The sequence below is a fragment of the Hymenobacter edaphi genome, assembly GCF_003258365.1.
In the GTDB taxonomy this organism is placed as follows: domain Bacteria; phylum Bacteroidota; class Bacteroidia; order Cytophagales; family Hymenobacteraceae; genus Solirubrum; species Solirubrum edaphi.
Genome location: NZ_QHKM01000007.1, coordinates 50,961 through 77,887 on the forward strand (window position 1 = coordinate 50,961; position 26,927 = coordinate 77,887).

General features: G+C 59.8%; 24 protein-coding genes. 19 read left to right on the forward strand and 5 right to left on the reverse strand.

What is annotated here, in order from left to right; translation table 11 throughout:
• Window positions 1-46: 46 nt before the first annotated feature.
• Window positions 47-385 (reverse strand): hypothetical protein, encoded by a 339-nt coding sequence (locus DLM85_RS18935; RefSeq protein ID WP_111479746.1) that lies wholly within the window; start codon window positions 383-385, stop codon window positions 47-49.
• Window positions 386-951: 566 nt separating this feature from the next.
• Here DLM85_RS18935 and DLM85_RS18940 point away from each other — a divergent pair.
• The 3 genes from DLM85_RS18940 to DLM85_RS18950 all read left to right on the forward strand — a co-directional run bounded on the left by DLM85_RS18940 (window position 952) and on the right by DLM85_RS18950 (window position 4,627).
• Window positions 952-1,392, forward strand: coding sequence for a hypothetical protein (locus DLM85_RS18940; protein WP_111479747.1), 441 nt, complete (start codon window positions 952-954; stop codon window positions 1,390-1,392).
• Between the two features lie 201 nt (window positions 1,393-1,593).
• A complete protein-coding gene (htpG, locus tag DLM85_RS18945) occupies window positions 1,594-3,426 on the forward strand; it encodes a molecular chaperone HtpG (RefSeq protein ID WP_111479748.1) in 1,833 nt (610 codons plus the stop codon).
• Window positions 3,427-3,655: 229 nt separating this feature from the next.
• Window positions 3,656-4,627, forward strand: a complete 972-nt coding sequence (locus DLM85_RS18950) for a toxin-antitoxin system YwqK family antitoxin (RefSeq protein ID WP_133257148.1) — start codon at window positions 3,656-3,658, stop codon at window positions 4,625-4,627.
• Window positions 4,628-4,713: 86 nt separating this feature from the next.
• Here the strand turns inward: DLM85_RS18950 and DLM85_RS18955 are convergent, their stop codons facing one another.
• Window positions 4,714-5,067, reverse strand: coding sequence for a YraN family protein (locus DLM85_RS18955; RefSeq protein WP_111479750.1), 354 nt, complete (start codon window positions 5,065-5,067; stop codon window positions 4,714-4,716).
• Window positions 5,068-5,202: 135 nt separating this feature from the next.
• Here DLM85_RS18955 and lipB point away from each other — a divergent pair, with 135 nt between their 5' ends.
• From lipB to porN, 10 genes are all read left to right on the forward strand, one after another.
• Entirely contained in the window at window positions 5,203-6,006 is an 804-nt protein-coding gene (gene lipB / locus DLM85_RS18960) for a lipoyl(octanoyl) transferase LipB (RefSeq protein WP_111479751.1), read from the forward strand.
• Between the two features lie 57 nt (window positions 6,007-6,063).
• Entirely contained in the window at window positions 6,064-6,480 is a 417-nt protein-coding gene (locus DLM85_RS18965; protein ID WP_111479752.1) for a hypothetical protein, read from the forward strand.
• Between the two features lie 106 nt (window positions 6,481-6,586).
• On the forward strand, window positions 6,587-7,609 hold the full coding sequence (locus DLM85_RS18970) for an MraY family glycosyltransferase (RefSeq protein ID WP_243636039.1): 1,023 nt from the start codon (window positions 6,587-6,589) through the stop codon (window positions 7,607-7,609).
• Complete coding sequence (locus DLM85_RS18975; RefSeq protein ID WP_165822212.1) at window positions 7,563-8,768, forward strand: DUF4271 domain-containing protein; 1,206 nt, start codon at window positions 7,563-7,565, stop codon at window positions 8,766-8,768. The genes DLM85_RS18970 and DLM85_RS18975 overlap by 47 nt, the downstream gene beginning before the upstream one ends.
• A gap of 70 nt (window positions 8,769-8,838) precedes the next feature.
• Entirely contained in the window at window positions 8,839-9,669 is an 831-nt protein-coding gene (locus DLM85_RS18980) for a uroporphyrinogen-III synthase (RefSeq protein WP_111479753.1), read from the forward strand.
• A gap of 159 nt (window positions 9,670-9,828) precedes the next feature.
• Entirely contained in the window at window positions 9,829-10,842 is a 1,014-nt protein-coding gene (locus tag DLM85_RS18985) for a PorP/SprF family type IX secretion system membrane protein (RefSeq protein WP_111479754.1), read from the forward strand.
• Window positions 10,843-11,075: 233 nt separating this feature from the next.
• Complete coding sequence (gene porK, locus DLM85_RS18990; protein WP_111479755.1) at window positions 11,076-12,092, forward strand: T9SS ring complex lipoprotein PorK/GldK; 1,017 nt, start codon at window positions 11,076-11,078, stop codon at window positions 12,090-12,092.
• A gap of 69 nt (window positions 12,093-12,161) precedes the next feature.
• Window positions 12,162-12,968, forward strand: coding sequence for a type IX secretion system motor protein PorL/GldL (porL, locus tag DLM85_RS18995; RefSeq protein ID WP_111479756.1), 807 nt, complete (start codon window positions 12,162-12,164; stop codon window positions 12,966-12,968).
• 66 nt (window positions 12,969-13,034) lie between these two features.
• On the forward strand, window positions 13,035-14,630 hold the full coding sequence (porM, locus tag DLM85_RS19000) for a type IX secretion system motor protein PorM/GldM (protein WP_111479757.1): 1,596 nt from the start codon (window positions 13,035-13,037) through the stop codon (window positions 14,628-14,630).
• A 49-nt stretch (window positions 14,631-14,679) separates the two neighbouring features.
• On the forward strand, window positions 14,680-15,669 hold the full coding sequence (gene porN, locus DLM85_RS26070; RefSeq protein ID WP_243636042.1) for a type IX secretion system ring subunit PorN/GldN: 990 nt from the start codon (window positions 14,680-14,682) through the stop codon (window positions 15,667-15,669).
• Window positions 15,670-15,787: 118 nt separating this feature from the next.
• Here porN and uvrC read toward each other — a convergent pair whose 3' ends face one another.
• The 3 genes from uvrC to porW form a co-directional block, all read right to left on the reverse strand.
• Window positions 15,788-17,608, reverse strand: coding sequence for an excinuclease ABC subunit UvrC (gene uvrC, locus DLM85_RS19015; RefSeq protein ID WP_111479758.1), 1,821 nt, complete (start codon window positions 17,606-17,608; stop codon window positions 15,788-15,790).
• A gap of 151 nt (window positions 17,609-17,759) precedes the next feature.
• Window positions 17,760-20,114, reverse strand: a complete 2,355-nt coding sequence (locus DLM85_RS19020) for a penicillin-binding protein 1A (RefSeq protein ID WP_111479759.1) — start codon at window positions 20,112-20,114, stop codon at window positions 17,760-17,762.
• A 103-nt stretch (window positions 20,115-20,217) separates the two neighbouring features.
• On the reverse strand, window positions 20,218-23,193 hold the full coding sequence (gene porW, locus DLM85_RS19025) for a type IX secretion system periplasmic lipoprotein PorW/SprE (protein ID WP_133257149.1): 2,976 nt from the start codon (window positions 23,191-23,193) through the stop codon (window positions 20,218-20,220).
• A gap of 270 nt (window positions 23,194-23,463) precedes the next feature.
• Between porW and DLM85_RS19030 the strand changes: the two genes are divergently transcribed.
• The 6 genes from DLM85_RS19030 to atpH all read left to right on the forward strand — a co-directional run bounded on the left by DLM85_RS19030 (window position 23,464) and on the right by atpH (window position 26,920).
• Window positions 23,464-23,685 (forward strand): AtpZ/AtpI family protein, encoded by a 222-nt coding sequence (locus DLM85_RS19030; protein WP_111479906.1) that lies wholly within the window; start codon window positions 23,464-23,466, stop codon window positions 23,683-23,685.
• Between the two features lie 85 nt (window positions 23,686-23,770).
• Window positions 23,771-24,178 (forward strand): hypothetical protein, encoded by a 408-nt coding sequence (locus DLM85_RS19035; protein WP_111479761.1) that lies wholly within the window; start codon window positions 23,771-23,773, stop codon window positions 24,176-24,178.
• Window positions 24,179-24,210: 32 nt separating this feature from the next.
• Window positions 24,211-25,296 carry a F0F1 ATP synthase subunit A gene (atpB, locus tag DLM85_RS19040; protein WP_111479762.1) on the forward strand — a complete coding sequence of 362 codons (1,086 nt, stop codon included), beginning with the start codon at window positions 24,211-24,213 and terminating at the stop codon, window positions 25,294-25,296.
• Window positions 25,297-25,364: 68 nt separating this feature from the next.
• On the forward strand, window positions 25,365-25,625 hold the full coding sequence (atpE, locus tag DLM85_RS19045; protein WP_111479763.1) for an ATP synthase F0 subunit C: 261 nt from the start codon (window positions 25,365-25,367) through the stop codon (window positions 25,623-25,625).
• 138 nt (window positions 25,626-25,763) lie between these two features.
• Entirely contained in the window at window positions 25,764-26,255 is a 492-nt protein-coding gene (locus tag DLM85_RS19050) for a F0F1 ATP synthase subunit B (RefSeq protein WP_111479764.1), read from the forward strand.
• Between the two features lie 107 nt (window positions 26,256-26,362).
• Window positions 26,363-26,920 (forward strand): ATP synthase F1 subunit delta, encoded by a 558-nt coding sequence (atpH, locus tag DLM85_RS19055; protein ID WP_111479765.1) that lies wholly within the window; start codon window positions 26,363-26,365, stop codon window positions 26,918-26,920.
• Window positions 26,921-26,927: the final 7 nt, after the last annotated feature.

The window sequence follows — 26,927 nt, forward strand, 5'->3', positions numbered from 1 at the left end:
CGACGCGCCAACCCCGTACTGCCGCGCAGCCGGGGTTACACTCATTCTAGGCTTGGGCGGGCGGGCCGCGCAGCCACGCCGCGGCGGGCGTGGTATCGGCCCACACCGACTCCTGCGCCGTGCCTTCGGGCCGGGCGTAGGAGTAGAAGGGCACCGGCACCGTCAGCTCCGCAGCGGGCTGAAACGGTACGTCGAACAGGTGGTCGACGGGGCAGTGCTGGTGCTTGGTGCTCAGCACGGCTTTGTCGTGCCGGCCGGGCTGGTGGGCTACTTCCTTCTCCGTGTGCTCGTGGCGGTGCAGCGCCAGAATAGCCGACTCCGGCAGCAGCACCCGCACAAAGCAGAGCAGCAGCAGGGTGGCTATATGGGAGCGGATTTCGCGCATCGAAGGGGAGAAAGGACGGTCCAAGTACGGACAAAGCTGGCGACTGGCCAAACGGAAGTGCAAAAACACCAACTGGCCGGCAAAGTTGCACGCAGAATCGACAACAAACTGCCCTGGATTTTACGTAACTTATTCACCCGATTGTACCACCCATCTTACCTGCGCCCCACCCATGAAGCGAATCTTACTCCGTACCCTGCAGCAGTTGGCCCGGCAGATCCGGCCCAAGAAAAATTCCCCCACCAGCGCCGACAAGCCGGCCGAGGCGCTGTTCGTTTAAGGGCTTGTTTGGGATTTTAGGCTTTAGTCCTGCGGAGCCCCGCGAAGCTTCTCTACCGCTTCGCTGAACGAGCCAGACACAGCAGGCAGAGAAGCTTCTCGGAGCTCAGCAGGATGTTCTGGAGGCGTTTACAGCGAAATCCAAACTCACTTAACACCCACCGTCGGCGCATTCGCACAGTCCGGGGCTACGTTCAGCGAGCAAATCGACTTGTCAACCGAGTCTCCCAGATCGGGATTTGGCACGAATCTTATTTCGGGTCATCTAACCGCCTGACTTTGTGCTGATGAACTCGCTCCATTTCGATTCGCTCGTCCTGTTTCACGACCCCGCGCTGCGCCTGCTTTACCACCGCTGGCGTGGCCAGCACAACATGTACCGCTTCCGGCCCGCCGTGGAGTACGTGCAGCACTTGTTGCACCAGCACGCCATCGAGTCGTGGGTGATTGACCTGAACGGGCTGCCCAACCTGGGCCTCGATGACCAAATCTGGTTGAGCGACGAAGTACTGCCTACATTGGCCCCACTCGTTCACCTGCGCCAGCTGGCACTGGTGCTCAGCCCCAACGTATACAACCAACTGGCGGCCGAAACGCTGCTGCACCAGGGGCAGCAGCACCTGCGCTTCGACATTCAGTTCTTTTCCGACTCCGTGGCGGCCCTGGACTGGCTGATCAACCCCACCGGCCTGCCGGCCGTGCCGGCCACCGCGCGCATGGTGGCCTGAAGGGTGAGCGGGCGCTGACCCCGGCTCTTTTGGCGGCCTATCGGCACAATTCGGCTCCTGCAACTGTCAGGCTGACAGCTTTGGGGCGCTGCCGGTGGATGTGGAATACGATTTGACACCGGCCCCTCGGCCCGGCTGCTCCCCGCGGGCGGCCGGGCCGTTTCATTTCCGACTTCTTTCCATAACCCATTTCTACCCGCCATGCAGGAAACCGGCAGCATCTCGATTCACACCGAGAATATCTTCCCCATCATCAAGAAATTCCTGTACTCCGACCACGAAATCTTCCTTCGGGAGCTGGTTTCCAATGCCGTCGACGCTACGCAGAAGCTCAAGAGCCTGGCGCAGCTGGGCGAGTACCAGGGCGAAGCCGGGGAGCTAAAGGTGTCGGTGAGCGTGGACAAAGAAGCCCGCACCATCACCATTTCCGACCGCGGCATCGGCATGACGGCCGAGGAAATCAAGAAGTACATCAACCAGATTGCGTTTTCCGGGGCCACCGAGTTCGTAGAGAAGTATAAGGACAAGGACGCCTCGGCCAAAGACCAGATTATCGGGCAGTTCGGCCTGGGCTTCTACTCGGCCTTTATGGTGGCCAAGGAAGTTGAAATCTTCTCCAAGAGCTACAAGGAAGGCTCAGAAGGCGCCCACTGGACCTGCGACGGCAGCACGGAGTACACCATCGAAACCACCGACAAAGCGGAGCGCGGCACCGACGTGGTGCTGCACGTAGCCGAGGATTCGGACGAGTTTCTGGAAACGGCCCGGCTGCGCGGCATTCTAGATAAGTACTGCAAGTTCCTGCCCATCCCCATCGAGTTCGAGGGCGAGGTCATCAACCAGACCCAGCCGCTGTGGACCAAGCAGCCCGCCGACCTCACCGACGAGGACTACGTGCAGTTTTACCAGACGCTGTATCCCTTCTCCGAGCCGCCGCTGTTCTGGATTCACCTCAACGTGGATTACCCCTTCAACCTGACGGGTATTCTGTACTTCCCCAAGGTGAAGGACGAGCTGCAGCTGCAGCGCAACAAGATTCAGCTGTACTCGCGGCAGGTGTTCATCACCGATGAGGTGAAGGACGTGGTGCCCGAGTTCCTGATGCTGCTCCACGGCGTCTTGGACTCGCCCGATATTCCGCTGAACGTGTCGCGCTCATTCCTGCAGGCCGACACCAACGTGCGGAAAATCAACCAGTACGTGACCAAGAAGGTGGCCGATAAGCTGGCCGAAATCTACCGCAAAGACCGCGCGGGCTTCGAGCAGAAGTGGTCGGACATCGGCCTGTTCGTGAAGTACGGCATGCTCTCCGACGAGAAGTTCTACGACCGCGCCAAGGACTTCGCCCTGCTGCAGAACGTCGACGGCAAGTTTGCTACCATCAACGAGTACCGGGAGCAGGTGCAGGCCAACCAGCAGGACAAAAACGGCCAGACCGTGCTGCTCTACACCACCGACGCGGAGGCCCAGCACGCCTACGTGGTAGCGGCCCAGGACCGCGGCTACGACGTGCTCAAGCTCGACGGCCCGCTCGACTCGCACTTCATCGGCCAGCTGGAGCAGAAGCAGGAGAAAACCACCTTCAAGCGCGTCGACGCCGAGACGGTAGGCAAGCTCATCGAGAAGGAGGAGACGACCGAGAGCGTGCTGTCGGACGAGGAGAAAACCAAGCTGCAAGAGCTGTTTGCGCAGGCCATCAGCAACCCCGCCATGCAGGTGCAGGTGGAAGCCCTGTCGCCGCAGGACGCGCCGGTTATCATCACCCTGCCCGAATTCATGCGCCGCATGAAGGACATGCAGCGCGTGGGTGGGGGCGGTGGTATGGCCATGTTCGGCTCCTTGCCGGATAGCTACACCGTCAGCATCAACGCCAACAGCGCCGTGGCCCAGCGCGTGCTCAAGCTGGAAGGTGAAGCCGCCACCAAGCTGGCCAAGCAGGCCTTCGACCTGGCTTTGCTGGCCCAAGGAATGCTGAAGGGCGAGGCCCTGACGCAGTTCGTGAAGCGCAGCGCCGAGCTGCTGGCGGCGGAGTAAGTGGTGAAATAGTGTGCTGATGAACTGTTGCGGTTGTCGTTCCGGCGGCACCCCGCGGCACCATCAGGTCAGACGGCCCCGGCAGCTTCGGTTGCCGGGGCCGTTTGCGCATTTAGGGACAGTCAGAACGTCAAACTCACCAGTTCACTATTTCACCAACTCACAGCCGGGCACTATCTGCGCCTATATTTACGTTTCGCTCCCCAGAACCCCCTGCCTGCCTTTGCCGATGCGTTTGTTCCGTCTGTCGCCCACGCTGTTGCTGCTGCCTTTCCTGCTGCTCAGCGCCTGCGCCAAAAAAACGGTTTCCTTTAACAGCAAGCCCGAAGCGGCGGCCACGGCCAGCCTGGCCGGCCGTACCGATACCCTCACCACCGCCCGCGACACCACCAACGCGCCCTCGCTGAGCACGGTCAAGAAGCTCAGCAAGGAAGAGCAGCGCAAGGCCCTGGAAAAGGAAAAGGCCGAGCAGCGCAAGTCGCTGACCAAGAAGAAGAAGCGCATCTTCATGGGCGAGCGGATCAAAAAGGGCTACACCAAATCGGGACCCAAGGGGCGGAACCAGGTCATCGAAGTGTTCTACTACCTGAAGACGCCCAAGCAGCCCAACCAGTACGCGCCGACCAAGTGGCTGTTCAACCCGGTCAAGAAGCGGCTGGAGAAAACCGCGACCCTGGCCGAAATCGACCTGGCGAAGTACAAAATCCTGCATGGCCCCTACAAGAAGATGCAGGGTGGTAAGGTTATCGAAACGGGCTTCTACTACGTGGGCACGCGCCACCTGCGCTGGGAGCGGTTCAACAAGGATAACATCCTGATCAGCAAGGTGCACTACGAGCAGGGCTTCCCGCGCGACGCCAACATCAGCTACTACGACGGCGGCAACACCATGGTCAAGGAGGTGGTGCCCTATATCGACGGCAAGCTCGAAGGCGAGTACATGAGCTTCAAGAACGACGGCCAGCCCGACTGGCACGGGCAGTTCGAGAATGGTAAAAAAATAGGCCTGTGGACTAAATACTGGGGGTTTCGCAGCCGCCGCCACTACGAGTACGAGTACGGTGAATCGGGCTACGAACCCGAAACCGAGCCGGTGCTGCTGAAGGAGTACAACCGCAACGGCGTGCTCATCTACGAAAAAGACAAGCTCGACAAGCGCGAAGCCGACGCCAAGAACCCCAGCCAGCCCCGCCGGAACTGATTTTTAAATGTGGTTGAATGTGGAAATGTGGGTAATGTGAGAATGTCGTTCATCGATGCTCACATTACCCACATTTCCACATTCATTTAAAACGCGTCCTCGAATGCGTCGATGCGGAAGCCCTGGGAATTGGGCGTGAGGCTGAGGATGTCGAAGCGGATGTCGTGCTGCCAGTCGTGGCGCAGGATGAACTGCTCGGCGGCGCGGCGGATGCGCTGCTGCTGGGCCGGCGTCACGAACTCCTCCGGGTAGCCGTAGCGCAGGTCGGTGCGCACCTTCACCTCCACGAACACCAGGCGCAGCGGCTGCGGTTGCTGCACAATCAGGTCGATTTCGGCCCGGCCGGCGCGGTAGTTACGCGCGGCCACGGTGTAGCCGCGGGCCACGTAATAATCGGCCGCAGCCTGCTCGCCGGCGGCGCCAAGGGTAGGGGAGGGCATAGCAGCGGGTGAAGAGGTTTGGCCGGAAACTAGCGCTTTTGTCCGAGCCGGCGCCTGCTCGCTGCAGCACCGGCCAACGACCTCAGCGAACCAGCCGCCGGCGCCGATGGTTTGGGTTTCGTAATTTTGCTTTTCATGGAAACCGACTTCCTCTCTGCCTGCGTGCAGCCCGTGGTGCCCGCCGCCGCCGCGGCGACTCCCGAATTTGCTCCGGCTGCCGGGGCCAACCGCCGCGTGCTGGTGCAGCGCCTGGGCCGGGTGGCCTACGTGCCCACCTGGGACCAGCAGGAGGAATTGCTGGCCGCCACCGTGGCCATCAAGACGCGCAACCGCCAGGGCGAAGCCAGCGGCGCGGCCCCCGAAGCCACGCCCAATCACCTGCTGCTCTGCGAGCATCCGCACGTGTACACCCTGGGCAAAAGCGGCAAGCCTGAGCACCTGCTGCTCGACGAGCAGGCCCTGGCCGCCCACGGCGCCACGTTCCACCGCATCAACCGCGGCGGCGACATCACCTACCACGGCCCCGGGCAGCTCGTGGGCTACCCCATCCTCGACCTCGACAACTTCCGGCCCGACATTCACTTCTACCTGCGCACGCTCGAAGAAGCCGTTATCCGCCTGCTGGCCGACTACGGCCTCGCGGCCGGGCGCATTGCCGGCCTCACCGGCGTCTGGCTCGATTTTGAGGAAGGCGCACCCAATCCGCGGAAAATCTGCGCTATGGGCGTCAAGTGCAGCCGCTGGGTGACTATGCACGGCTTTGCCCTAAACGTCAACACCGACCTCGGCTACTTCGGCCACATCGTGCCCTGCGGCATCACCGATAAGGCCGTGACCTCGCTGGCGCGGGAGCTGGGCCGGGAAGTGCCACTGCGCGAAGTGGAAGACCGGCTGCTGCGGCACCTGGCCGAACTCCTGCAAGCTGAAATCGTTGAATAATTCCGGGCTTCGGCCTTTTTTTGAATCTGCTCAATAGTACCATCGGAGCAGCCCCGCATGAAAGCAGACATCAATTTTGACCCCGTAGAAGGCGTGGCCGTGGCCATCGTCCCCGATGAGGCCGCCGCCGTGGAAGCCGGCAAGGCTGGCTGGCTGGTATACCTGCTCAACCATAACCGGTTTGCGCTGGAAAACGTCATTGTCAGCTCCAATGGCTACGGCCTCGATGCCGAAGGCCATACCGTGCGCACTTCCACCCTGCGCCACCACTTCCCCGAAGTGGCGGCGCAGTCGGCGGTGCCCGTGGAGCCCATCGACCCTGCCCTGTTTCATCTCAACAACCAGTACTGGATCAGCTACTACCGCGACGGTCAGATTTTCGACAAGAAATTCATCTTTGTGCCCGATTCCATCGTGGCCGACAACCTGATTCCCATCGGGCTGCTCGGGCGCGAAGGCGTGCTGCACAGCTAGCCGGCGTCCGGCTTCGTTCGCCGTTCCGTACCTTTACCCCTCTCACTACCGATCTATGACACCTAACGGCGTGACACTGGGGTTGGCCTTCTTATGGGCGTTTTTGGTGGCCCTGTTCGCAGTGCCCTCCGTCATTTACGTTGCCCACCTCAAGAATATGCTCGATCTGCCCAACAAGCGGACCGTGCACGCCGTGCTCACGCCCCGGCTGGGCGGGGTGGCCATCTTCGCCGGCTTCATGTCGGCCCTCACCATCTTCGCCGACCTGCGCAACGGCATTCAGCAGCTGCTGGCCGGCTGCATCGTGCTGTTCTTTATCGGCCTGAAGGACGACCTGGTTTCCATCTCGCCCGCCAAGAAACTGGTTGGGCAGCTGCTGGCCACGGGCGTCGTGATGTTCATGGCTGATATTCGTATCACCAGCTTTCAGGGTATCCTGGGCATCCACGAGCTGCCCGACGGTATTAGCTACGCCTTTACCTTCCTGGCCATTGCCGGCATCACCAATGCCATCAACCTCATCGACGGGCTCGACGGGCTGGCCGGCTCCATCGTCATCATCATCGTCAGCACCTTCGGCTACTATTTCTACCGGTACGGCGGCGCCGACTACGGCAACTACGTGTTCGTGTCGGTGTGCGTCATCGGCGGCATGCTCGGCTTTCTGCGCTACAACTTCCACAAGGCCACCATCTTCATGGGCGACACCGGCTCCCTGCTGTGTGGCTTTATCGTGTCTGTGCTCACCATTCAGTTCATCGAAATGGGCGCCGACCCGCAGGCGCTGCACCCGTTCCAGTCGGCCAATCCTTCCGTAGCTATTGGCGTGCTGTTCGTGCCCTTGTTCGATACCATCCGCGTCTTTGCGGTGCGCGTGCTGAACGGCACCTCGCCCTTCACCCCCGACAAAAACCATATTCACCACCGCATCCTCGCCATGGGTTTTCAGCAGATCAGCACCGTGCTGCTGCTGGCCCTGCTGAACTTGGTGGTCATTCTGTTCGTCATCAACTTCGCCGAGCAGGGCAATACCATCCTGATTATTGCGCTGCTCGCCTTCTCGTTGTTGCTCAGTGTATTCCTTGGCACGTATCGTAGCCGTAGCGCCCGGCAGCGGGTGGCTTCGTAAGGCCTGTTGCTGGCTGGCCGGCGTCGTTGGCCTGCTGCTGAGCCTGAGCCCTGCCGCCGGCGCTGCCGAATACCGCCCGCTGCCGCCCGCCGCCCCCACCGGCCTCGGTAGTGACTGGCTGATTCATACCCCCGCCAGCAACAAGCTGGTGCTCTATCTGCCGGGGTACCACGCGCCCGCTCGCGCCTACTACCAGTGGGTCAATATCCGCCCAGGGCAGCCGTTTCGCATCACTTTCGCGGCCCGGCAGCAGCTCACGCTGTTTCTCGATAATCAGCTGGTTTTCCGCGCCCCCAGCACGGCCAACTACACCCTCGATCTGGCAACGCTGCTGCCCGCTGGCAGCAAGAGCACCACGCACCTGCTCTGTGTGTGGCATCCTGAGCAGTCCCCCAACTACGCTTCCTTCGCCAACGCCGCTGCTCCCGAGCCCAAAGCGGGCCGCACGCAGGGCGCGGCGCGCTGGCAGCCCCAGCCACGCCTCGCCGGCCACGAGGGCGAAAACATCTTCCTTTGCTTTCTGCTGCTGATTGGCCTGCTCTACGGCGCCATCCGCACCATCTACCGGCCGGGTTTTGCACGCATCTACGAACTTTGGAGCAACACCGCCGGCGAGCAGAACTTCCTGTCGCGCCCAACCATCACTTGGCTCAACCTGCTGCTGGTTCTGATATTTTCCCTCTCGCTGGGGCTGCTTATCGTGGCTATTCACACCAATGTGCAGAGCCTCGTCATTCTACGGCGGCTTTTTGCTATATCCGAATCGGGGCTGGTGCTGCGCGTGCTCACTTACGCTGTCGTGGTGGCCAGCTTCGTTCTGGCCAAGGTGGTATACCTGTCGCTGATGGGCTATATATTTAATGTATCCTCCTTGGTCTTGGTTCAGTACCGCGAGTTCGTGCGCAGCCTGTTGTTCATGGGCTTGTTCCTGCCCATCGTCATGTTGCTGTACCTGGTGCTCAATCAAACTTGGCCCGAAGGCGTGTTGCTGGTATCCAACGGAGTGGTTTCGTTGATGTTATTGGCCACCGTTTTCCGCGTGGCCCGCACCCTGCACCGGCGCACCTCCCTGCTGAATCTGCATTTGTTTTCGTACCTTTGCACCACCGAAATCATTCCCTTGACGGTGTTGCTCAAGTTGTTGGTAATCACCTCCTGATAACACCGCATTCAGGGGCTTCGTCCACACCCTGCCCCTTCGTATCGCTTAGTTTTACTTTCTTCTCTTTATGGCCGAGAGCACAGACAAGCCGGGTACCGGTCGGCACGCCAAGCGCATTCGCAGCATCTTGGTGACGCAGCCCAAGCCGGCCAACGACGTGTCGCCGTATTTTGCCATTGCCGAGAAATACGGCATCAAGGTGGATTTTCGCGAATTCATCCAGGTAGAACCCGTTTCCTACAAAGACTTCCGCAAGGAAAAAGTCAACATTCAGGAGCATACGGCTATTATCTTCACCAGCCGCAACGCTGTCGACCACTTCTTTCGCATCTGTCAGGAAGCCAAGTTGGAGATGCCCGCCGAAATGAAGTATTTCTGCATTTCCGAGCAAACGGCCAACTACCTGCAGAAGTACATCGTGCTGCGCAAGCGCAAGCTGTTCATCGGGCAGCGCACCGCCGCCGACCTCTTCGATGTCATTAAGAAGCACAAGGGGGAGAAGTTCCTCTACCCTTGCTCCGATATCCGGAAGGATGACATCCCGGAATTCATGCGCGCCAACGGCTTCAAGTTTACCGAAGCCGTCATCTACCGCACCGTCGCCAGCGACCTATCCGATCTGTCCGACGTGAAGTACGACTGCCTGGCATTTTTCAGCCCCTCCGGCATCAGCTCGCTGTTTATCAACTTTCCCGATTTTGTGCAGGAAGGCACGCGCATCGCCGCTTTTGGCCCCACCACCGCCAAGGCAGTGCGTGATGCAGGTCTGGAGCTCGATATCGAAGCGCCGCAGCCCAACGCCCCATCGATGACCGGTGCTATCGAAGCTTACATTCGCTTACACCACGGCGCTGAAATAGCCAAGGAGCAGGCCCGCAACAACAAGCAAAAAGCGTAAAACAGCGCTGCTCAGTCCTAAAACAAGCGGTAAGCATATAATTATGCTTACCGCTTGTTTTTTTAGCAGGATTTGTTGGGGGGTGATTTTTCTATACATTTGAAAAACTTACGCTGACCCACCCATCAACCGTAACCACCCACCTCTCAGTCGCTTCCTATGAAGGGAAATTTACTTGCCACCCTCCTGCTTTCAGCAGTGGCAGGCTCGGCTGTTGCCCAACAGCAACCGCAGTTCAGCCACTATGCCTTCAACGGCATGTATTTGAACCCCGCCTACGCCGGCATTAAAGGTCAGGGGGAGATTACGGCTATCGGGCGTTATCAGTACTTTAACTATAAAGCAACGCTGGACCGCGGCGGCGAGCCTAAAACCTACGCATTGACGGCCAACCTGCCCGTACGCGCCATCGGCGGCGGCCTGGGCGTGAGCATCTACCGCGACGAAATTGCGCAGTCGGAAATCACCTCCGCTTCGCTTTCGTACTCCAAGCACTTCAAGGTAGGCGACGAAGGCCGCTTTGGAGTTGGTATCCAAGGTATTTACAATAACTGGCACCGCGACGGGGACTACCGCTACGTCGACCCCTACGACCCGAACATTCCCGCCAACAGCTCCGACAACAAGTTTGATGCAGGCGTAGGCGTGTGGTACGAGTCGCCGCGCTGGTACGCCGGCCTGAGCGTAAACAACCTGCTCCGCTCGCAGTACAGCTTCCAGAGCATCAACGATGCCGCTGGCAACCCGCAGGGCAAACGGGCTACGGCCACGGCTGAAAACCACAGCTACCTGAGCGTTGGCTACAATTTTGACCTGACCGACAACATTGTGCTGACGCCTACGGCCATCGGCAAGGTGGTACTGCCCGGCAAATTCGGCGACGGCAAGAAATTCTCGTTTGACAACAACTCGTTCGAGGTGGGCGCCCGCGCCACCATCAACGACAAATTCTGGGGCGGTGTAGGCTACCGCTACGACGAATCCCTGACGGGCATGCTCGGAGCGTCCGTGCTGAAGGACAATGTGCTGCGGATTGGCTACGCTTTCGACTGGATTGCATTTAACCAACAGGCTCGGGCCTTCAGCTCGCACGAGATTATGCTCTCCTACCGCCTGCCCAAGCCCGGGTTGGCCACGCGCCCCGCTATTCGTACCCCCCGCTACAGCTTCTAGACCGCGGGAAACGGCGATAATCGGCAAGGCTACCACGCTTTTCGAACCGGAATTTGGTGCTGGTGTAATAACTCGGCACCACTTTCCGTTTGACGGGTTGGCTAACCAATTCGTAGACAAACGAATGAGGTTTGGCTAAACGCTTGTTTGCGAAACGCATTGTCGCTAAATTTGCCAAGCGCTAAATTGTAATCTTTGGGTATCGCCGCCTGAACAGTCACTTTCACCCTCACATGAACAAGTTTCTTGGTTTGCCCCTCATCGCCTCCGTGGCCTTGATGTTGGGGGCTTGCAGCTTCGGCACCGGCCCCCAGGGTGACCTGGTAGGAGCTCAGGACCGACCGGAATTCAACCCGCAGGAAGTCCCCTTCGGGATGGTTCCTTGCCCCGGTGGTACCTTCCACATGGGCCAGACCGACGAAGACATTGCCGCTTCGATGGTTAACATGAACAAGCAGGTAACCATCGCCGGCTTCTACATGGACGAGACGGAAATCACCAACAACGAGTACCGGCAGTTCATGAACGCCGTGATGCAGGACTCGGTGGACGTGCTGGGCCAGGAGTACATCATGACGGAACTGTACCCCGACACCACGGTATGGGTGCGCGACTTCACCTACCACATGGGTGACCCGCTGATGGAATACTACTACAGCCACCCGGCTTTCGACGATTACCCCGTAGTCGGCGTTGACTGGTTTGCCGCCAAGTATTTCTGCAACTGGCGCACGAAAAACAAAAACGCCGCTGCTGCTGAGGAAGGCGTAGCTGGGGTACCGGGTTTCCGCCTGCCCTCCGAGGCTGAGTGGGAATACGCCGCCCGCGGTGGCCGCGAACTGGCGACGTTCCCCTGGGGCGGCCCGTACCTGCGCAACACCAAAGGCTGCATGCTGGCCAACTTCAAACCCGGTCGTGGCGACTACGCTTCGGACGGTTACGCTTACACTTCGCCGGTAGGTTCCTATTTCCCGAACGACTTCGGCCTGTACGATATGTCGGGCAACGTATCCGAGTGGTGCGACGACGCCTTTCTGGAGGCCTCGATGCCGGTGGTGTGGGACATGAACCCGACCAACCCGGATGACAACGAGCCCCGCAAAGTAGTGCGTGGTGGTTCGTGGAAAGACATTGCCTACTACCTTGAAACGGGTACCCGCAACTTCGAATACCAGGATTCGGCCCGCTCCTTTATCGGTTTCCGCTGCGCGCTGATTCAGATCGGTATGGGTACCAACAACCGTTTGTAACCACCCAAGGGATTGTCCCTCTTTTTTAAGTCAACCTCCAACACCCACTTTCTTTCCAACTTTTAACTAATGGCACAAAAAGAGAACTTCCTGTTCGACGTGGTGATGCCGAAAATTTACGGCATCGGTGCTGCCGTAGTAATCATCGGCGCACTCTTCAAAATCGAACACTGGCCTGGTGCTGACGTGGCAATTATCGCCGGTCTGGGCACGGAAGCACTTATCTTCTTCCTGAGTGCCTTCCAGCCGCAGCACAAAGAGCCGGATTGGGCGCTGGTTTACCCCCAACTGTCGGAAGGCTACGACCCTTCGACCGACAGCAACTCGTTTGCTGCTACGGACAACTCGAGCAAGGGCCTGACCCGCAAGCTCGACGACATGCTGAAAGACGCCAATGTGACTCCCGACGCTATCAAGTCGCTGGGTGAAGGCCTGAACCGCCTGAGCACCACCACTTCGCAGCTGACCACCCTGGGCGACGCTACCAACGCTACCGACGAATACACGCAACGCGTGCGTTCGGCCGCTCAGTCGCTGGACAACATCAACGTTGCTTACAAGCAGACCGCTGAAGCCATGTCGGCTATGTCGAGCGCTACGGCTGATGCCAAAGAATACCACCTGCAGGTGCAGAACGTGACCAAAAACCTGGGCGCGCTGAACGCAGTCTACGAAATGGAACTGCAGGATGCCAACACGCACCTGAAATCCATGAACAAGTTCTACGGCACGCTGAGCCAGGCTATGGAAAACCTGGTAAGCGCTGGCAAAGACACCGAGCAATTCAAAGACGAAGTCGCCAAACTGACCGTCAACCTGAACTCGCTCAACCGCGTGTACGGCAACATGCTGAACGCCATGCGTGCCACCAGCTAATTGCTGGACACGTTAAGAATTGGTTCTCAACATCCACCCAGGTCTCTTTTATAGGAATCCAATACAATGGCGGGAGGTAAAGAAACACCGCGGCAAAAGATGATCGGCATGATGTACTTGGTACTGACTGCCCTTCTCGCGCTGCAAGTAAACTCCGCAATTCTGCTCAAATTCAAGTTCCTCGACGACAGCTTGTCGAGCATCAACCAAAAGGTGCTGAAAGCTAACGACGATGCGGTAAAAGGCATCCAGGCGCAAGTCGAGAAGAACCGTAACACGCCCAAAGATGTGGCCGTGTTGAAAAAGAGCGAGGAAGTGCGTGAAAAGACGAAGCAGGTTGTAGCCTATCTGAACGATGTGCGCGACAAGCTGCTCGTAGCTACCGAAAACGGTAAGGCTGGCAAGGGCAACAATGCTTATAAGAACATGAGCATGGAAGACAAAGTCGCCATTACCATGCTCGGTCCAAGCAAAAACGGTCTGGCTTACAAGATGAAGGACGAGCTGAACGGCTATTCTTCCTACATCAAGGCTATCGTACCGGGTGCATCTCCGCTGGCACTGGATGCCAAGGAAGATCCGGGCGTAACGGAACAGTCGCAGAAGAGCAAAAACTTCGCGGAGCTGAACTTCGAAAACACGCCGCTGGTAGCTGCACTGGCTGTGCTGTCGCAGAAAGAGGCTGAAGTGCTGAAGTACGAGTCGGACGCCATGGCCGAGCTGTCGAAGCAGGTGGGCGGTACGGTAATCGTATTCGACAAAATCGGGGCTTTCGCCAGCGCTGAGTCGAACACGGTAGCTGCCGGCACCAAGTACAAAGCTGAACTGTTCCTGACGGCTTCGGCCACGGGTATGCGGCCGGCAATGACGCTGAACGGCTCGCCGCTGCAGGTTGGTCCGGACGGCAAAGGCAAGATTGAGTTCACGGCTACCCCTGGCGCATTCGATGCTTCGGGCAACGCCAGAAAAAGCTGGACGGGTACGGTTCGCATCAAAGGCAATAGCGGCCGCGATACGACGTTTAAGGTTACGGTTCCTTACATCGTGACCAAGCCCGTCATGCAGATTCAATCGGCTTCGGTACAGGCGCTGTACTTCAAGTGCGGCAACAAGCTGACGGTTTCGGTACCGGCGCTGGGTGCCAACTACAAACCGGGCTTCACGGCCTCGGGTGCTTCGGTTATCCAAGGCGGCAAGCTGGGCGAAGTAACGCTGGTGCCGAACTCGGGTGAAGTGACCCTGAACGTCAGCAGCGGTGGCAACGCCATTGGCTCGCAGACTTTCAAGGTGCGTCCGATTCCCAAGCCGGAAATCAAATGCATCGTCGGTGGCCGCGAGGCCAACGAGAAGCAGGGTACGCCGATTACGGCCGTGCGTAACCTGAGCCTGCGCGCCGTGCCGGATCAGGGCTTCGCCAACTTCCTGCCGGAAGACGCCCGCTTCCGCGTAACCCGCTACGAAGTAACGCTGGTGCGTGGCCGTCGTCCGGCCATCCCGACGATGACCTTCGAAGGCCCGGATGCTAACCTGACCAACGTTGTAAACTCGGCCCGCGAAGGTGACCGTCTGTACATCGAAGTGAAGGAAGTGCGTCGCATGAACTTCCGCGGCGAGCAGGAGGAAGTGCGCATGACGAAGCAATTCAACGTGCCGCTGCTGTAATCCGCTCAGCCGGTTGAACCAACTAGCTGCCTTTTATCTTTCTCCTCACATGAACAAGTACACTTCCTTTGCCGCGCTGGCGGTTGGTCTGACGTTGTCGGTATCGGCGTCGGCTCAGGAACAGGCCACCACGGCGAGCAGCAATGGCTCCTATCGGCCGATTCCGAGCTCGGATATCATGTTCCGCAAAACCATCTGGCGCCAGATTGATCTGCGCGAGAAGCAGAACAAGCCGATGTTTTCGGAAGGCAAGGAAATCACCCGCGTGATTCTGGATGCCGTGAAGCGTGGTGAACTGCCGGCTTACCGCAACGACTCCCTCACTTCGTCCTTTACCTCCGACGAGGTGAAGAACAACTCTTCGTACGCCGAGCAGAGCCAAGGCCTGTCGGATGAAGAGAAAGCTGCCGGCCTGAAAGAAGACGACAGCTGGGGCGGGGGCGGCGGAGGCGACGCCTGGGGCGGTTCGGCCAAGTCGGGTAGCAAAGGCGCTGCCGCGACGACCAAGCGTGTGCCCAAGCTGGGTGCCAACGGCAAGCCGCTGAAGGACAAGAAAGGTAAGATCATCTACCAAACCGTCGCCGTGGAGCCGCCGAAGCCGGCTGCGCCCCCGAGCTACGAGTACCGTCCGAAAGACCTGTACCAGTTGGAACTGAAGGAGGATATGATTTTCGACAAAAAACGGTCGAGAATGTATCACGACATCAAGACCATCACGCTGGTGGTGCCGGCAACGGCTCCGGGTAACACGGCTGGTATTGACAAGCCCATCGGTACGTTCAAGTACAGCGACTTGGTGAAGGTGTTCCGCGCCAACCCGGACAAGGCTATCTGGTTTAACCCGCAGAACGACGCCCAGCACAAGAACCTGGCTGATGCCTTCGAGCTGTGGCTGTTCAACTCGTACATCGTGAAGGTGTCGAACCCGGGTGACCAGCGCCTCGACGAAATCTACGGTGACCAGCGTCAGGGCATCCTGGCTGCCTCGCAGGCGGCTTCGGACCTGATTGACTACGAGTACAGCCTGTGGAGCTTCTAAGACCACGGATTTAGACGGATTTTTCGGATGCCACGGATTTCGTGGACGATTGGTCCAGAAAGCAAAAGCCCCCGCCACAACTGGCGGGGGCTTTTGCTTTCTGCTATTTCTGGTAATGTCAGATGGTTTCAGTTGGGGAATCTTGGCTGGCGAAGTAGTCGAGCAGCACCTTGGTTTTGGCTTTGCCAATTTCGGTTATTAGCTCCGACTCGCTCAACTCTTTGATCTTCTTGACCGATTTGAATTTGTTCAGCAGCTTGTCGGCGGTGACGGGGCCGAGGCCTTTCACGTCGGTAAGCTCGGTTTTGAGGGTGGCGGCGTCGCGGCGGGAGCGGTGGAAGGTGATGCCGAAGCGGTGAGCTTCGTCGCGCATGCGCTGGATAAGGCGTAGCGTCTCGCTTTTCTTATCGATATAGAGAGGGAGCGGGTCGTTGGGGACGTAGATTTCCTCCAGGCGCTTGGCAATGCCGATGATGGGTATCTGGCCCCAGATGCCGAGGTCTTTCAGCGCTTTGACGCCCATGCCGAGCTGGCCCTTGCCGCCGTCGACGATGATGAGCTGGGGCAGGCTGGCGCCTTCGTCGAGCAGGCGGCGGTAGCGGCGGGTGACGATTTCGTACATCGAGTCGAAGTCGTTGGGGCCGACGACGGTTTTGATGTGGAAGTGGCGGTAGTCCTTCTTGCTGGGTTTGGCGTTGCGGAAGCACACCATAGCCGCCACCGGGTTGTCACCCTGGAAGTTGGAGTTGTCGAAGCACTCGATGTGGCGGGGCAGCTCCTTGAGGTGCAGGTCCTTTTTGGCCGTTTCGAGGATGCGCACCTCGTTCACATCCTTGGACTTCTCGTTCATCGACTCCTTTTCCTTGCGCAAATACAGCACGTTCTTGATGGAGAGGTTAAGCAGCTTGCGCTTGTCACCAATTTCGGGCACTGCGACTTTGACGCCGGGCAGGGGCAGCTCGGGCAGCTCCACGTTGACCAGGATGTCGCGCGACTCGCTCTCGAATTCCTGGCGCAGCTGCATGACCATGGGCGCCAGGATTTCGGCGTCGGTTTCATCGAGCTTCTTCTGCACTTCCAAGGACTGCGTCTGGATGATGGAGCCGTTCATCACCTTGAGGTAGTTGATGAAGGCCGATTTCTCGTTGGACGCAATGCTGAACACGTCGATGTTCGAGAGCGTGGGGTTGACGATGGTGCTCTTGGCCTGGAAGTCGTCGAGCTTATCGAGCTTGGTTTTGAACTGGTGGGCCAGCTCGTACTGCTGCTCCGTGGCCGCTTGCATCATGCGGTCCTTGAAGTAGTTTTTGGCTACCGTCAGGTTGCCGGAGAGGATGTTACGGATCTGCTGGATGTGCTGACCGTAGCTGTCCTCATCAATCAAATCCTGGCAGGGGCCTTTGCAGTTACCAATATGGTACTCCAGGCACACCTTGTACTTGCCCGCAGCCACGTTTTCCGGGCTCAGGTTGTACGTACAGGTGCGCAGCGGATACAGGGCGCGGATCAGCTCCAGAATGACGTTCAGGCCGGTACCCGTGGCATAGGGGCCGTAGTAGCGTGAGCCGTCGTTGATTTTGTTGCGCGTGGGCAGCACCCGCGGAAACCGCTCGTTGGTGATGCAGATGAACGGGTAAGTTTTGCCGTCCTTCAGCAGGATGTTGTACTTGGGCTGGTGCTGCTTGATCAGGTTGTTTTCGAGCAGAAAGGCATCCGATTCCGAATCGACGATGGTGAATTCGATGCGGTGAATGTTCTTGACCAGCTGCTGGGTTTTCTTGTTGTGGTCCTGCTTGGTGAAGTAGCTGCTGACGCGCTTGCGGATGTCCACGGCTTTGCCGACGTAGATGATGGTATCCTCGGCATCGAAGTACTTGTAGATGCCCGGGCGGTGCGGCAGCTGACGAATTTGCTCTTGCAGGTGGGCTTGGGCAGCCATGGGGGGAGAGTTAGGCGGAAACGGCGAAAAAGGAGTACGCTGTGGCCGGCCGCGAAGCCGCCTGCCGGGCGTAAAAGCTGGTACGAGTTAAACAAAAAACGTGGCCGGGAAATCCCGGCCACGTCGGCTATTTGCGGGGGCAGGCCGCCGGCTAGATGTTGTCCCGGTCGATGTCCTGCAGGTCGGTCGGGTTCTGCTTCTGCTCGTAGGGAATGGTGTCGCGCTGGCCGCCGTAGTAGCGTGAGCAGTCGATTTCGATGCTGAGCGGCTTGCTGGGCGCCGGGAAATCCTTGGTGTCGACGTCGAGGTCCTTGGCCTTGTTGTTTTTGTACACCTGCTGCATGAAGATGCCGTAGATGGGCAGCGCGAGGCGGGAGCCTTGGCCGTAGGCGCCGGTACGGAAGTGGATGCTGCGGTCTTCGCCGCCCACCCACATGCCGCACACCAGGTTCGGCGTCATGCCCATAAACCAGGCGTCGGAGTAGTTTGAGGTGGTGCCGGTTTTGGCGGCCACCTGGTTCTGGAACTTGAAGCCGCCGCGCAGGATAATGGACGTGCCGCCCTTTTCCTCCACCGCGCCGCGCATCATGTAGGTCATCAGGTAGGCCGTTTCTTCGCTCAGCGCCTCCTTGGTCTGCGGCACGAACTCGCGCAGTACGTTGCCGTTCTTGTCCTCGATGCGCGTCACCATCATGGGAGCCGTCCACACGCCTTTGTTCACGAAGGTGCTGTAGGCGCCGGCCAGCTCGTAGATGCTCACGTCGGAGGAGCCGAAGCCCACGGCGGGCACGGCCTCGATGGGGGAGGTGATGCCGAGGCGCTGGGCGTACTTCACCACGTCCTCGGGCCCGATTTCCTTTACCAGCCAGGCCGTGATAGAGTTCAGGGAGCGGGCCAGGGCCTGGCGCAGCGTGAACGTGCGGCCCGAATAGCTGCCCTCGAAGTTTTTGGGCGTGTAGGGCGGGCGGCCCGCCACGGCCGGGAAAGTGGTGGCAATGTCGGGGCGCTGGTAGCAGGGCGAGTAGCCGCGGTCGATGGCCGCCACGTACACGAAGGGCTTAAACGTGGAGCCCGGCTGCCGCTTGCCCTGCTTGACGTGGTCGTACTTGATGTACTTGAAGTTGATGCCGCCCACCCAGGCCTTCACCTGCCCGTTAAGCGGGTTCATGGCCATGAAGCCTGCGTGCAGCAGGCGCTTGTAGTAGGCCAAGGAGTCCATCGGCGACATCAGCACTTCCTTCTCACCGCCTTTCCAGGTAAATACCTTCATGCGGTACTTCTTGTTCAGGTAGTACTTCACCGAATCCGGCTGGTCGGGGAAGCGGGCCTGCAGGGCACGGTACCGCTCGGTGCGCTTGATGGAAGTACTCAGAAAGTTCGGAATGAGCCGGCCGTTTTCGTCGCGCCAAGGCTGCTGGCCCTTCCAGTGGGCATCAAACCAGCGCTGCTGCAGGCTCATGTGGTCGGCCACGGCCGTTTCGGCGTACTTCTGCAGGCGCGAGTCGATGGTGGTGTAAATCTTCAGGCCATCGGAGTACAGATCGTGCTCGGTTTCCTTGGCCCACTGGCGCAGCATCTTGCTGACCTCCACCCGGAAGTAGGGCGCAATGCCTTCGTTCTGGTTTTCGACCTTGTAGTCGAGCTTGATGGGCTTGGCAATGGCGGCGGTGTACGCTGCATCGTCGAGGTAGTTATACTTGCGCATCTGGCTCAGCACCCAGTCGCGGCGCTTGCGGCTGCGCTCAGGGTGGCGCACCGGGCTGAACCACGTCGGACCGTTTACCAGGCCCACCAGCAGCGCCGATTCCTCCAGAGTCAGGTTTTTCGGCTTCTTGTTGAAGAAGGTCTTGGCGGCAGTAAATACCCCGAAGGCATTGGAGCCGTACTCGGCCTGGTTGAGGTACATGCGCAGAATTTCGCGCTTGGTGTAGTTGCGCTCCAGCCGCACCGCCAGAATCCACTCCTTGGTCTTGGTGATGAGCATGCGCAGGCCCGGCACGTCGTTGAGCAGGCCGTCGTTAAGGTCTTCGCGGGTGCGAAACAGCAGCTTGGCCAGCTGTTGCGTCAGGGTCGAGCCGCCGCCGCTTTTGCCCAGGGCCCCCGCCGTCAGGATGCCGCCCGCCACGCGGGTCATGGCCTTGGCGTCGATGCCGGAATGCTGCTCGAAGCGCGAGTCCTCGGTGGCTACCAGGGCATCGACGAGGTTCTGCGGCAGGTCGTCGTAGGAAACCGGCGTGCGGTTTTCGCGGAAGTACTTGCCCATCAGCACGCCGTCGGCCGAATACACTTCCGAGGCCACTTCGCTCTTCGGGTTTTCGAGCGACTTCAGGTTAGGCATGCTCCCGAACAGGTTCAGGAAGTTGACGCTGACGGCCAGCACGTACAGAATAGTGCCCAGCACGCCGGCGCCGAAGAGCACCCACAGGGTGCGCGTCAGCGCGCCGAAACGCTCGGGACGGTTGGGCTTGGCCCGGAAAGCAGGTTTGGACCGCGAAACGGTAGGCATTGAGGGGAATTAAGAATTAAGAATTAACAATTAGTAATTACTAACTGTCCCGGCAGGCCTTATGTTGACGCGGGCTGACGGGATAATTATTAATTACTAATTGTTAATTCTTAATTGAGTAAACGGGCTGGGCGAAGCGTTGGTACTCCTCCAGGTTGCCGCGCGTCAGCAGCACGGGCAGGTTATCAATACCGATCTGGAAGGATTGGTAACCCGCGTTACGCAGTTTCAGCAGCGGGCCCTGCGGGCCGCGCAGCTTCAGGGCGTAGTTCTGCGCCACCTTGTTGTTGGCAAAGGGCTGCACCACCACCAGCTGCTGCGTAGCGCCCAGCGGCTGCACCTGAATCTGCAGGTTGCTGGCCTTGAAGAAGCGGTTGTTGTAGGCCGTCAACTGTACCTGCAGGTCGTTGAACGCGGCGGCATCCTTCGGGAAAACAATGGCTACGGCGTGGGGCGCAGCCAGGTTGAACGCGTAAGGCGAAGGCTCCGGCGCCGGGGCCACCGGCGGCGCAGATGCGGGCGGCGTGGGGGTGCCCGGCGCGGGCGGGGCCGGGGTGTTATCGGCGTCTTTGGCCGGCGTCTTCTTGGTGGCTGCCGGCTGCGGACCTGCACTCACGCCCGGTACTGCCGCGGGGGCGGCCTCCTTGGGCTGGGGCTCCTCCTTTTTCGGGGGGGCAGCCGCCGGCGCCGGCGCGGCCGGGCGGGGCGCCGGCAGCGGCTCGTCGTAGTCGATGCGCATGCGGTTGTCGACCTCGCCGGGGCGGAAGAACGACACCACCGGCTTTTCCGTCGAGGCCAGGGCCCCGGCCAGCTGGCCCGATTCGTACTTGGTATAGCTCTGCAACAGTTCCTGGGCCCGCGGGGTCAGCGGGCTTTCGGGGTATTTCTGCACGAAAGCCGTCAGGGCCGCCTTGTGGGCCGCGGGCGGCTGGGTGCGGATAACCAGCAGCGCGGCCAGGTAGTCGGCGCGGTCGTCCAGGTCGGTTTGCGGGTTCAGCTTCCGCGCCCGCAGCAGGGCGGCGTTGGCCTTGCGGAATTCCTGCTTTTTGTAGAAGGCGAAGGCCGAATCAAGGCGCACCGTCATCTGCTCGTTGGCCAGGGAAGCGCGGCGCAGGTACTCGGGGTCGGCCACCAGGCGGGCGTAGGAGGAGTTGGGAAACTCCGTGCGCAGCCGCTGGGCGTACTGCTCGGCCTTGGGGTCGTTCTGCTCCTTGTAGATGAGGTAGAGCGTGTAGTACGTTTCCACCGTGTGCGGCCCCTTCGGAAAGCGCTGCAAGAGCTGCTCGTAGGTCTGCACTGCGTTGGTGGGCTCCTTCAGCTGCTGGTTGTAGATGGCGCCCAGGGCAAACAGCGCCTCTTCGATCTGGGCTTCGGACTGCTGCTGCTGCGAGGTCGTGAAAGGCAGGCTCTGCCGGTACTCCGCTATCAGGGCGGCCCGCTCGTCCTGCGGCGTTGCCTGCTTGGCCGAGGCATCCCCCGACGGATTGATGACGGAGTTGCTGGCGCCGCCCACCGTCACGGGGGCGCCCGCGCCCGGGGCCGGGGCGCCGGTGGTAGCCAGGCTGCTCAGGCGCCAGTTGTCGGTGAGCGGGCGGTTGCCCCAGCGGCGCTCAAAGTCACCGCGGGCCGTGCTCAGCGCCTGCGGGTTGTCGAAGTACCACGCCCGGCCCGCGTTGTTGGTGGCAAAAGCCAGCGGGTCGACGTCGGAGTTGCCGGTGCGCGTCGGGTCCTGACCGGTGCCGGTCTGGTTGGCGCTGCGGGCGGCCAGGGCGGCCTGCCGCTCGGCTTCGCGCTTGCGGCGCAGCATTTCCGCATCAGCATAAGCCGTCAGGCGGCCGCGCAGGGCGGCCGTATCCAGGCGCACCAGCGTGAGCAGGCTGTCCTGGGTCTGGATGACGGTAATCTGCTTGGCGAAGTCGCGCAGAATGTCGCTGCGCTCCTTGATGGCGGCGTAGCCCGGCGTTTCGCGCGGCAGGCTTTGGGTGGTGCTGTCGTAGTAGGCCGCGGCCAGCTGGTACTTGCGTAGGTTCTCGTAGTAGATGCGCCCGGCCAGCAGGTAGGCGTAGCCGCGCTGGGCCTTGTTGGTCGTATTGGCCCGCACCGACTGGTTCACCAGCTTCAGCGCCGAGTCGAAATGCTGCTGGCGGTAGTCCAGCCGCGCCATTTCGTAATAGATCTTGTCGCGGTACTCCTTGTTCTTCGGGTCTTTCAGGAGCTTGCTGAAGTACTTGTCGAGGCGGGCCCGGTCCTGCTGGTTCAGGTCCGACACCTGCCCGAGCATGAGCTTGGAGAAGAAATCCAGCTCGTAGGGCGGGTTGCGCTTCAGAATCTTGTTCAGCTCGGCGTAGGCTTCCTTGTCCTGCCCGTTGTTCTGGTACAGCTGGGCCAGGATGTAGCGCGTGCGGCTGCGCTCATCCTTTTTCGGGATATAAGGAATTGCTTTCTGGATGTTGGCAATGGCCAGCTGCTCCTCGCCCTCGTGGAGGTAATACTCGGCGCGGGTCAGAAACAGCTCCCGGGCGTTGGCCTCGGTGCCTTCTTCCTTATCCAGCAAATCCGAGACGGCCGAGGCGTTGTCCCACTGCTTGGTCACCATGTAGGTGCGCATCAGCCAGATCAAGGCCTCGTGCCGGGCGTTGGCGTCGTTGCTGGTGGTGTTGATGTACTTGAAGGTCTTGACAGCCTCCTCGAACTCGCGCTTGTAGAAGCGCGTCTTGCCGATCAGAATGTAGGCATCGTCGGTCCAGTCGCTGCTGCTGCGGCGCACCACCGGGATGGATGCCTTCTTCACCACCTCGTCCATGGCCGCCGTCAGGCCCACCGCCTTCACCGAGTCGACCACCGGAAACAGCGGCAGCACGCGGTTGTAGTCGTTGGGCCGCTCCTTATAGAGCTTGTCCTCTTCGGCGCGCATCTTCTCGCGGGCCAGGAAGTAGCCGTTGTCGCGGGCCGTAATGTTCTGGTAGGTGCGGGCCACCACGTTGTGCCGCTCGGCCGAGCAGCCGCTCAGCAGCAGGGCCGTGCCGGCCACGAACAGGCCACAAGCGGAGGATAAAGCAAAACGCGCGGAATTCGGCACGGGCAGCAGAAGGCGGTGGATGAAGGATGAGTTGCGGGGAAAACGCTGCCGGGCAGCCCTTTTGTTCAGCCCGGGTGCAGCAACCGCCTCGGCTGTTGCCTGGGCTGTTGCCTGGGCTGCGTCCCGACCACGTACAACGCCGCAAATCAGCTAAAAGTACGCGAATTTACCCGGTGCCGTCCGGCCGCGGCCGGATTCGGCCTCATTTAGTGCGGGTTGGCTGCTGATTTGGCAATCATGGCGTACCTTTGCAGCCTTCATTTGAAATTCATGCCCGAATCCACGCCTCCGCCTAAGAAAAGTACGAGCCAGCTGGCCCGCTACTCCGGCGTGGGCATGCAGATGCTGGTGACCATCGGCCTCAGCGTCTGGCTGGGCGTCTGGCTCGATGAGAAATACGGCTGGAGCCCCTGGGCCACGGTGGTGCTGTCCTTACTAGGAGTATTCGCCGCCATGTACCAGATTATCCGCAGCGTTTCCAACGACAAATGAACTCTTCGGCGGCTGATTTTCTTACGGCTGCCCCACGCCCCGCTCTTTGACCCCGCGTCCGCCGCTCCCGCGCGCCCCGCACTGCATGAACCGTTTCCTTCGCAATCTGCTCCTCTTCTCCGTTTTACTCGGCGCCGGCATCTATGCCCTGCGGCTGCAGTACGGCGCGGCGGTGGTGCATCCGCAGGCGGACTGGCTGCTGCTCTTCTTTGTGGTGCTCACGGCGCTGACCTTCTGGCTGACCTGGCGTGCCTTTCAGCGCGACCCGGAGTCACTGATGACGGCCTGGTTCAGCACCACCGCCCTGCGCTTGGTACTCGCTTTAGTGGTTGTTGTAACCTACTTAGTGCGTGGCGGGGCCAAGGCGGGCAATAGTACTTGGACTTTTTTGGGCCTGTTCTTCCTCCTGTATTTTCTCTATACCGGGTTTGAAGTCTGGAACGTCGTGACTAACTTGCGCCCGTTTTCAAAACAGCCCTCCGACGAGGCGTAGTTTTGGACTCGATTGACCCTAAATCATTCTGAATGAAGCGGTTTCTGCCCTTTCTCTTCTGGATTCTGACCCTGCCGGTTTTCGCGCAGGAACATCCCACGGAGGTTTCTACCACCGCCGATACGCAGGTTGAAGCCACCGAAGAGGGCAAGTTCAACGCCGGTGAGATGATTCTGCACCACGTGGGCGATTCGCACGAATGGCACTTTACCTCCATTGGCGAGAACCACGTCACGCTGCCGCTGCCCATCATTGCCTACCGTCCCGACAAAGGCCTGTCGGTTTTCTCGTCGAGCCGCTTCGGCCACGAGTTCAAGGAAAGCTACGACGGGCTGAAGCTGGAGCACGAGCACCTGGTAACCGAAGACGGCAGCACGGTGTACGACCTGAGCATCACCAAGAACGTGGCTTCCATGCTCATCAGCGTGCTGCTGCTCATCCTGGTATTTACTTCGGTAGCTGCGGGTTATAAGAAAAACCACGGCCGCGCGCCCAAAGGCCTGCAGTCGTTCTTCGAGCCCATCATCCTCTTCGTTCGCGACGAAATTGCCAAGAAGGCCATTGGTCCCAAGTACAAGAAGTTTCTGCCGTACCTGCTGACCATCTTCTTCTTTATCTGGTTCAACAACCTGCTGGGCCTGCTGCCGGGCGCCGCGAACCTGACCGGCAACCTCGCCGTCACGTTCCTCTTCGCCTTCATCACGCTGCTCATCACCACGTTCAGCTCCAACAAGTACTACTGGTCGCACATCTTCTGGACGCCCGGCGTTCCGCTGTGGCTGCGCCCGATCATGATTCCGGTGGAGCTCATCGGCGTGATTTCGAAGCCCTTCTCGCTGATGGTTCGACTGTTTGCCAACATCACGGCCGGTCACATCATCATCCTGAGCTTCATCTCGCTGATCTTCATCTTCAACACGGTGGCCGTATCGCCGCTGTCCCTGGCCTTCGGTCTGTTCATCAACTGCCTGGAGCTGCTGGTGGCCCTGCTGCAAGCCTACATCTTCACCCTGCTCACCGCCATGTACATCGGCGGCGCCGTGGAAGAGCACGATGACCACGACTACGGCATCGGCGGCGACGACGCCGACGCGCCGGCCCACGCGCACGCTCACTAAGCCGCGCTTCCCTCGTTTTTTCCTTTTTCGAATTTTTCTCCTTTTCACACTCCCCAAACCCCTGTTTTATGCTTCTCACTCTGTTGCTGCAGGTCGTTAATGCTGTTGGTCTGGCCGTAATGGGCGCTGGTATCGGTGCTGGCCTGGCTATCCTGGGTGCCGGCCTCGGCATCGGTCGCATTGGCGGCAGCGCCATGGAGGCTATCGGCCGCCAGCCCGAGGCTTCGGGCAAAATCCAGACGGCTATGCTGATCGTAGCGGCCCTCGTTGAAGGTGCAGCTCTGTTCGCCGTCGTAGTCTGCCTGCTGATTGCTCTGAAACTGCAGTAGTAGCATAGATAACCCGGCCGCCGGCTTTCCCACTGCGGGGGCTGGTGGCCGGGTTGATGCTGTTATTGGGTTGTTTCGGGTGGTTCCGTCGGACGCCCCGTGGAGCCCATTTCTCACCTAGCAATCTGCTAAGCGACCATGCTTACCAACCCTAGTTTCGGCTTGCTGTTCTGGCAGCTGGCCATTTTCGTAATCCTACTGCTCATTCTGCGCGCTTTCGCGTGGAAGCCCATCCTGGCCGCCCTGAGCGAGCGGGAGGAGAGCATCGAAGGCGCCCTGCGGCAGGCCGACCAGGCCAAGCTGGAGATGCAGGCCCTGAAAGCCGACAACGACAAGCTGTTGGCCGAAGCCCGCATGGAGCGTGACCGTATTCTGAAGGAAGCCGGCGCGATGAGCAACCAGCTCATCGAAACGGCCAAGCAGAAGGCCACGGACGAAGGCGCCCGCCTGATCATGCAGGCCCGCGAAGCCATCCAGAACGAGAAACAAGCTGCCCTGGCCGAAGTGAAAAACACGGCCGCGCAACTGTCCATCGACATTGCCGAGCGCATCCTGCGCCGCGAACTCACGGACGCCACCGCCCAAAAGCAGTTGGTGACCGACTACCTGCAAGAGGTAAAACTGAATTAGAGTTGATAGTTGTCCGGTAACAGTTGTCAGTTGTCAGGAGCACATTTCCCCGCTTTTGGCGCCTGTACTGACAACCAGCAACTGACAACTGATAACTGACCAACCCAATGTCTGAACTACGAGTCGCCGCCCGCTACGCCAAATCCCTGCTGGATCTGGCGAATGAGCAGGGTACGCTGGATGCGGTAAAACAGGACATGGACCTGTTCGGCAATACCTTGGAAGGCAGCCGCGACCTGCGGCTGCTGCTGCGCAATCCGATTGTGAAGCACGACAAGAAGCTGGCCATCCTGCGGCGGCTGTTTGACGGCAAGGTGTCGGACATGACCATGCGGTTCTTCACCATCATCACCCAAAAGAACCGCGAAAACGCGCTGGAATTTGTGGCCCCGGAATTCCTGGCCCAGTTCAACGCCCTGCGCGGGATTCAATCGGCGGACGTGACTACGGCCACCCCGCTCACGCCGGAACTCCGCGCCCACGTGGAGCGTCTGGTGCAAGATCAGACCGGCGGCAAAGTGCTGCTCAAGGAGCACGTGGACCCTTCGCTCATCGGCGGGTTCGTGCTGCGCCTCGGCGACCGGCAGATCGACGATTCGGTACGCACGCGCCTCAACCGCCTGCGTTCCACTTTCAAAGAGAACCCCTACCAAGCCAACCTATAAGTCAGCA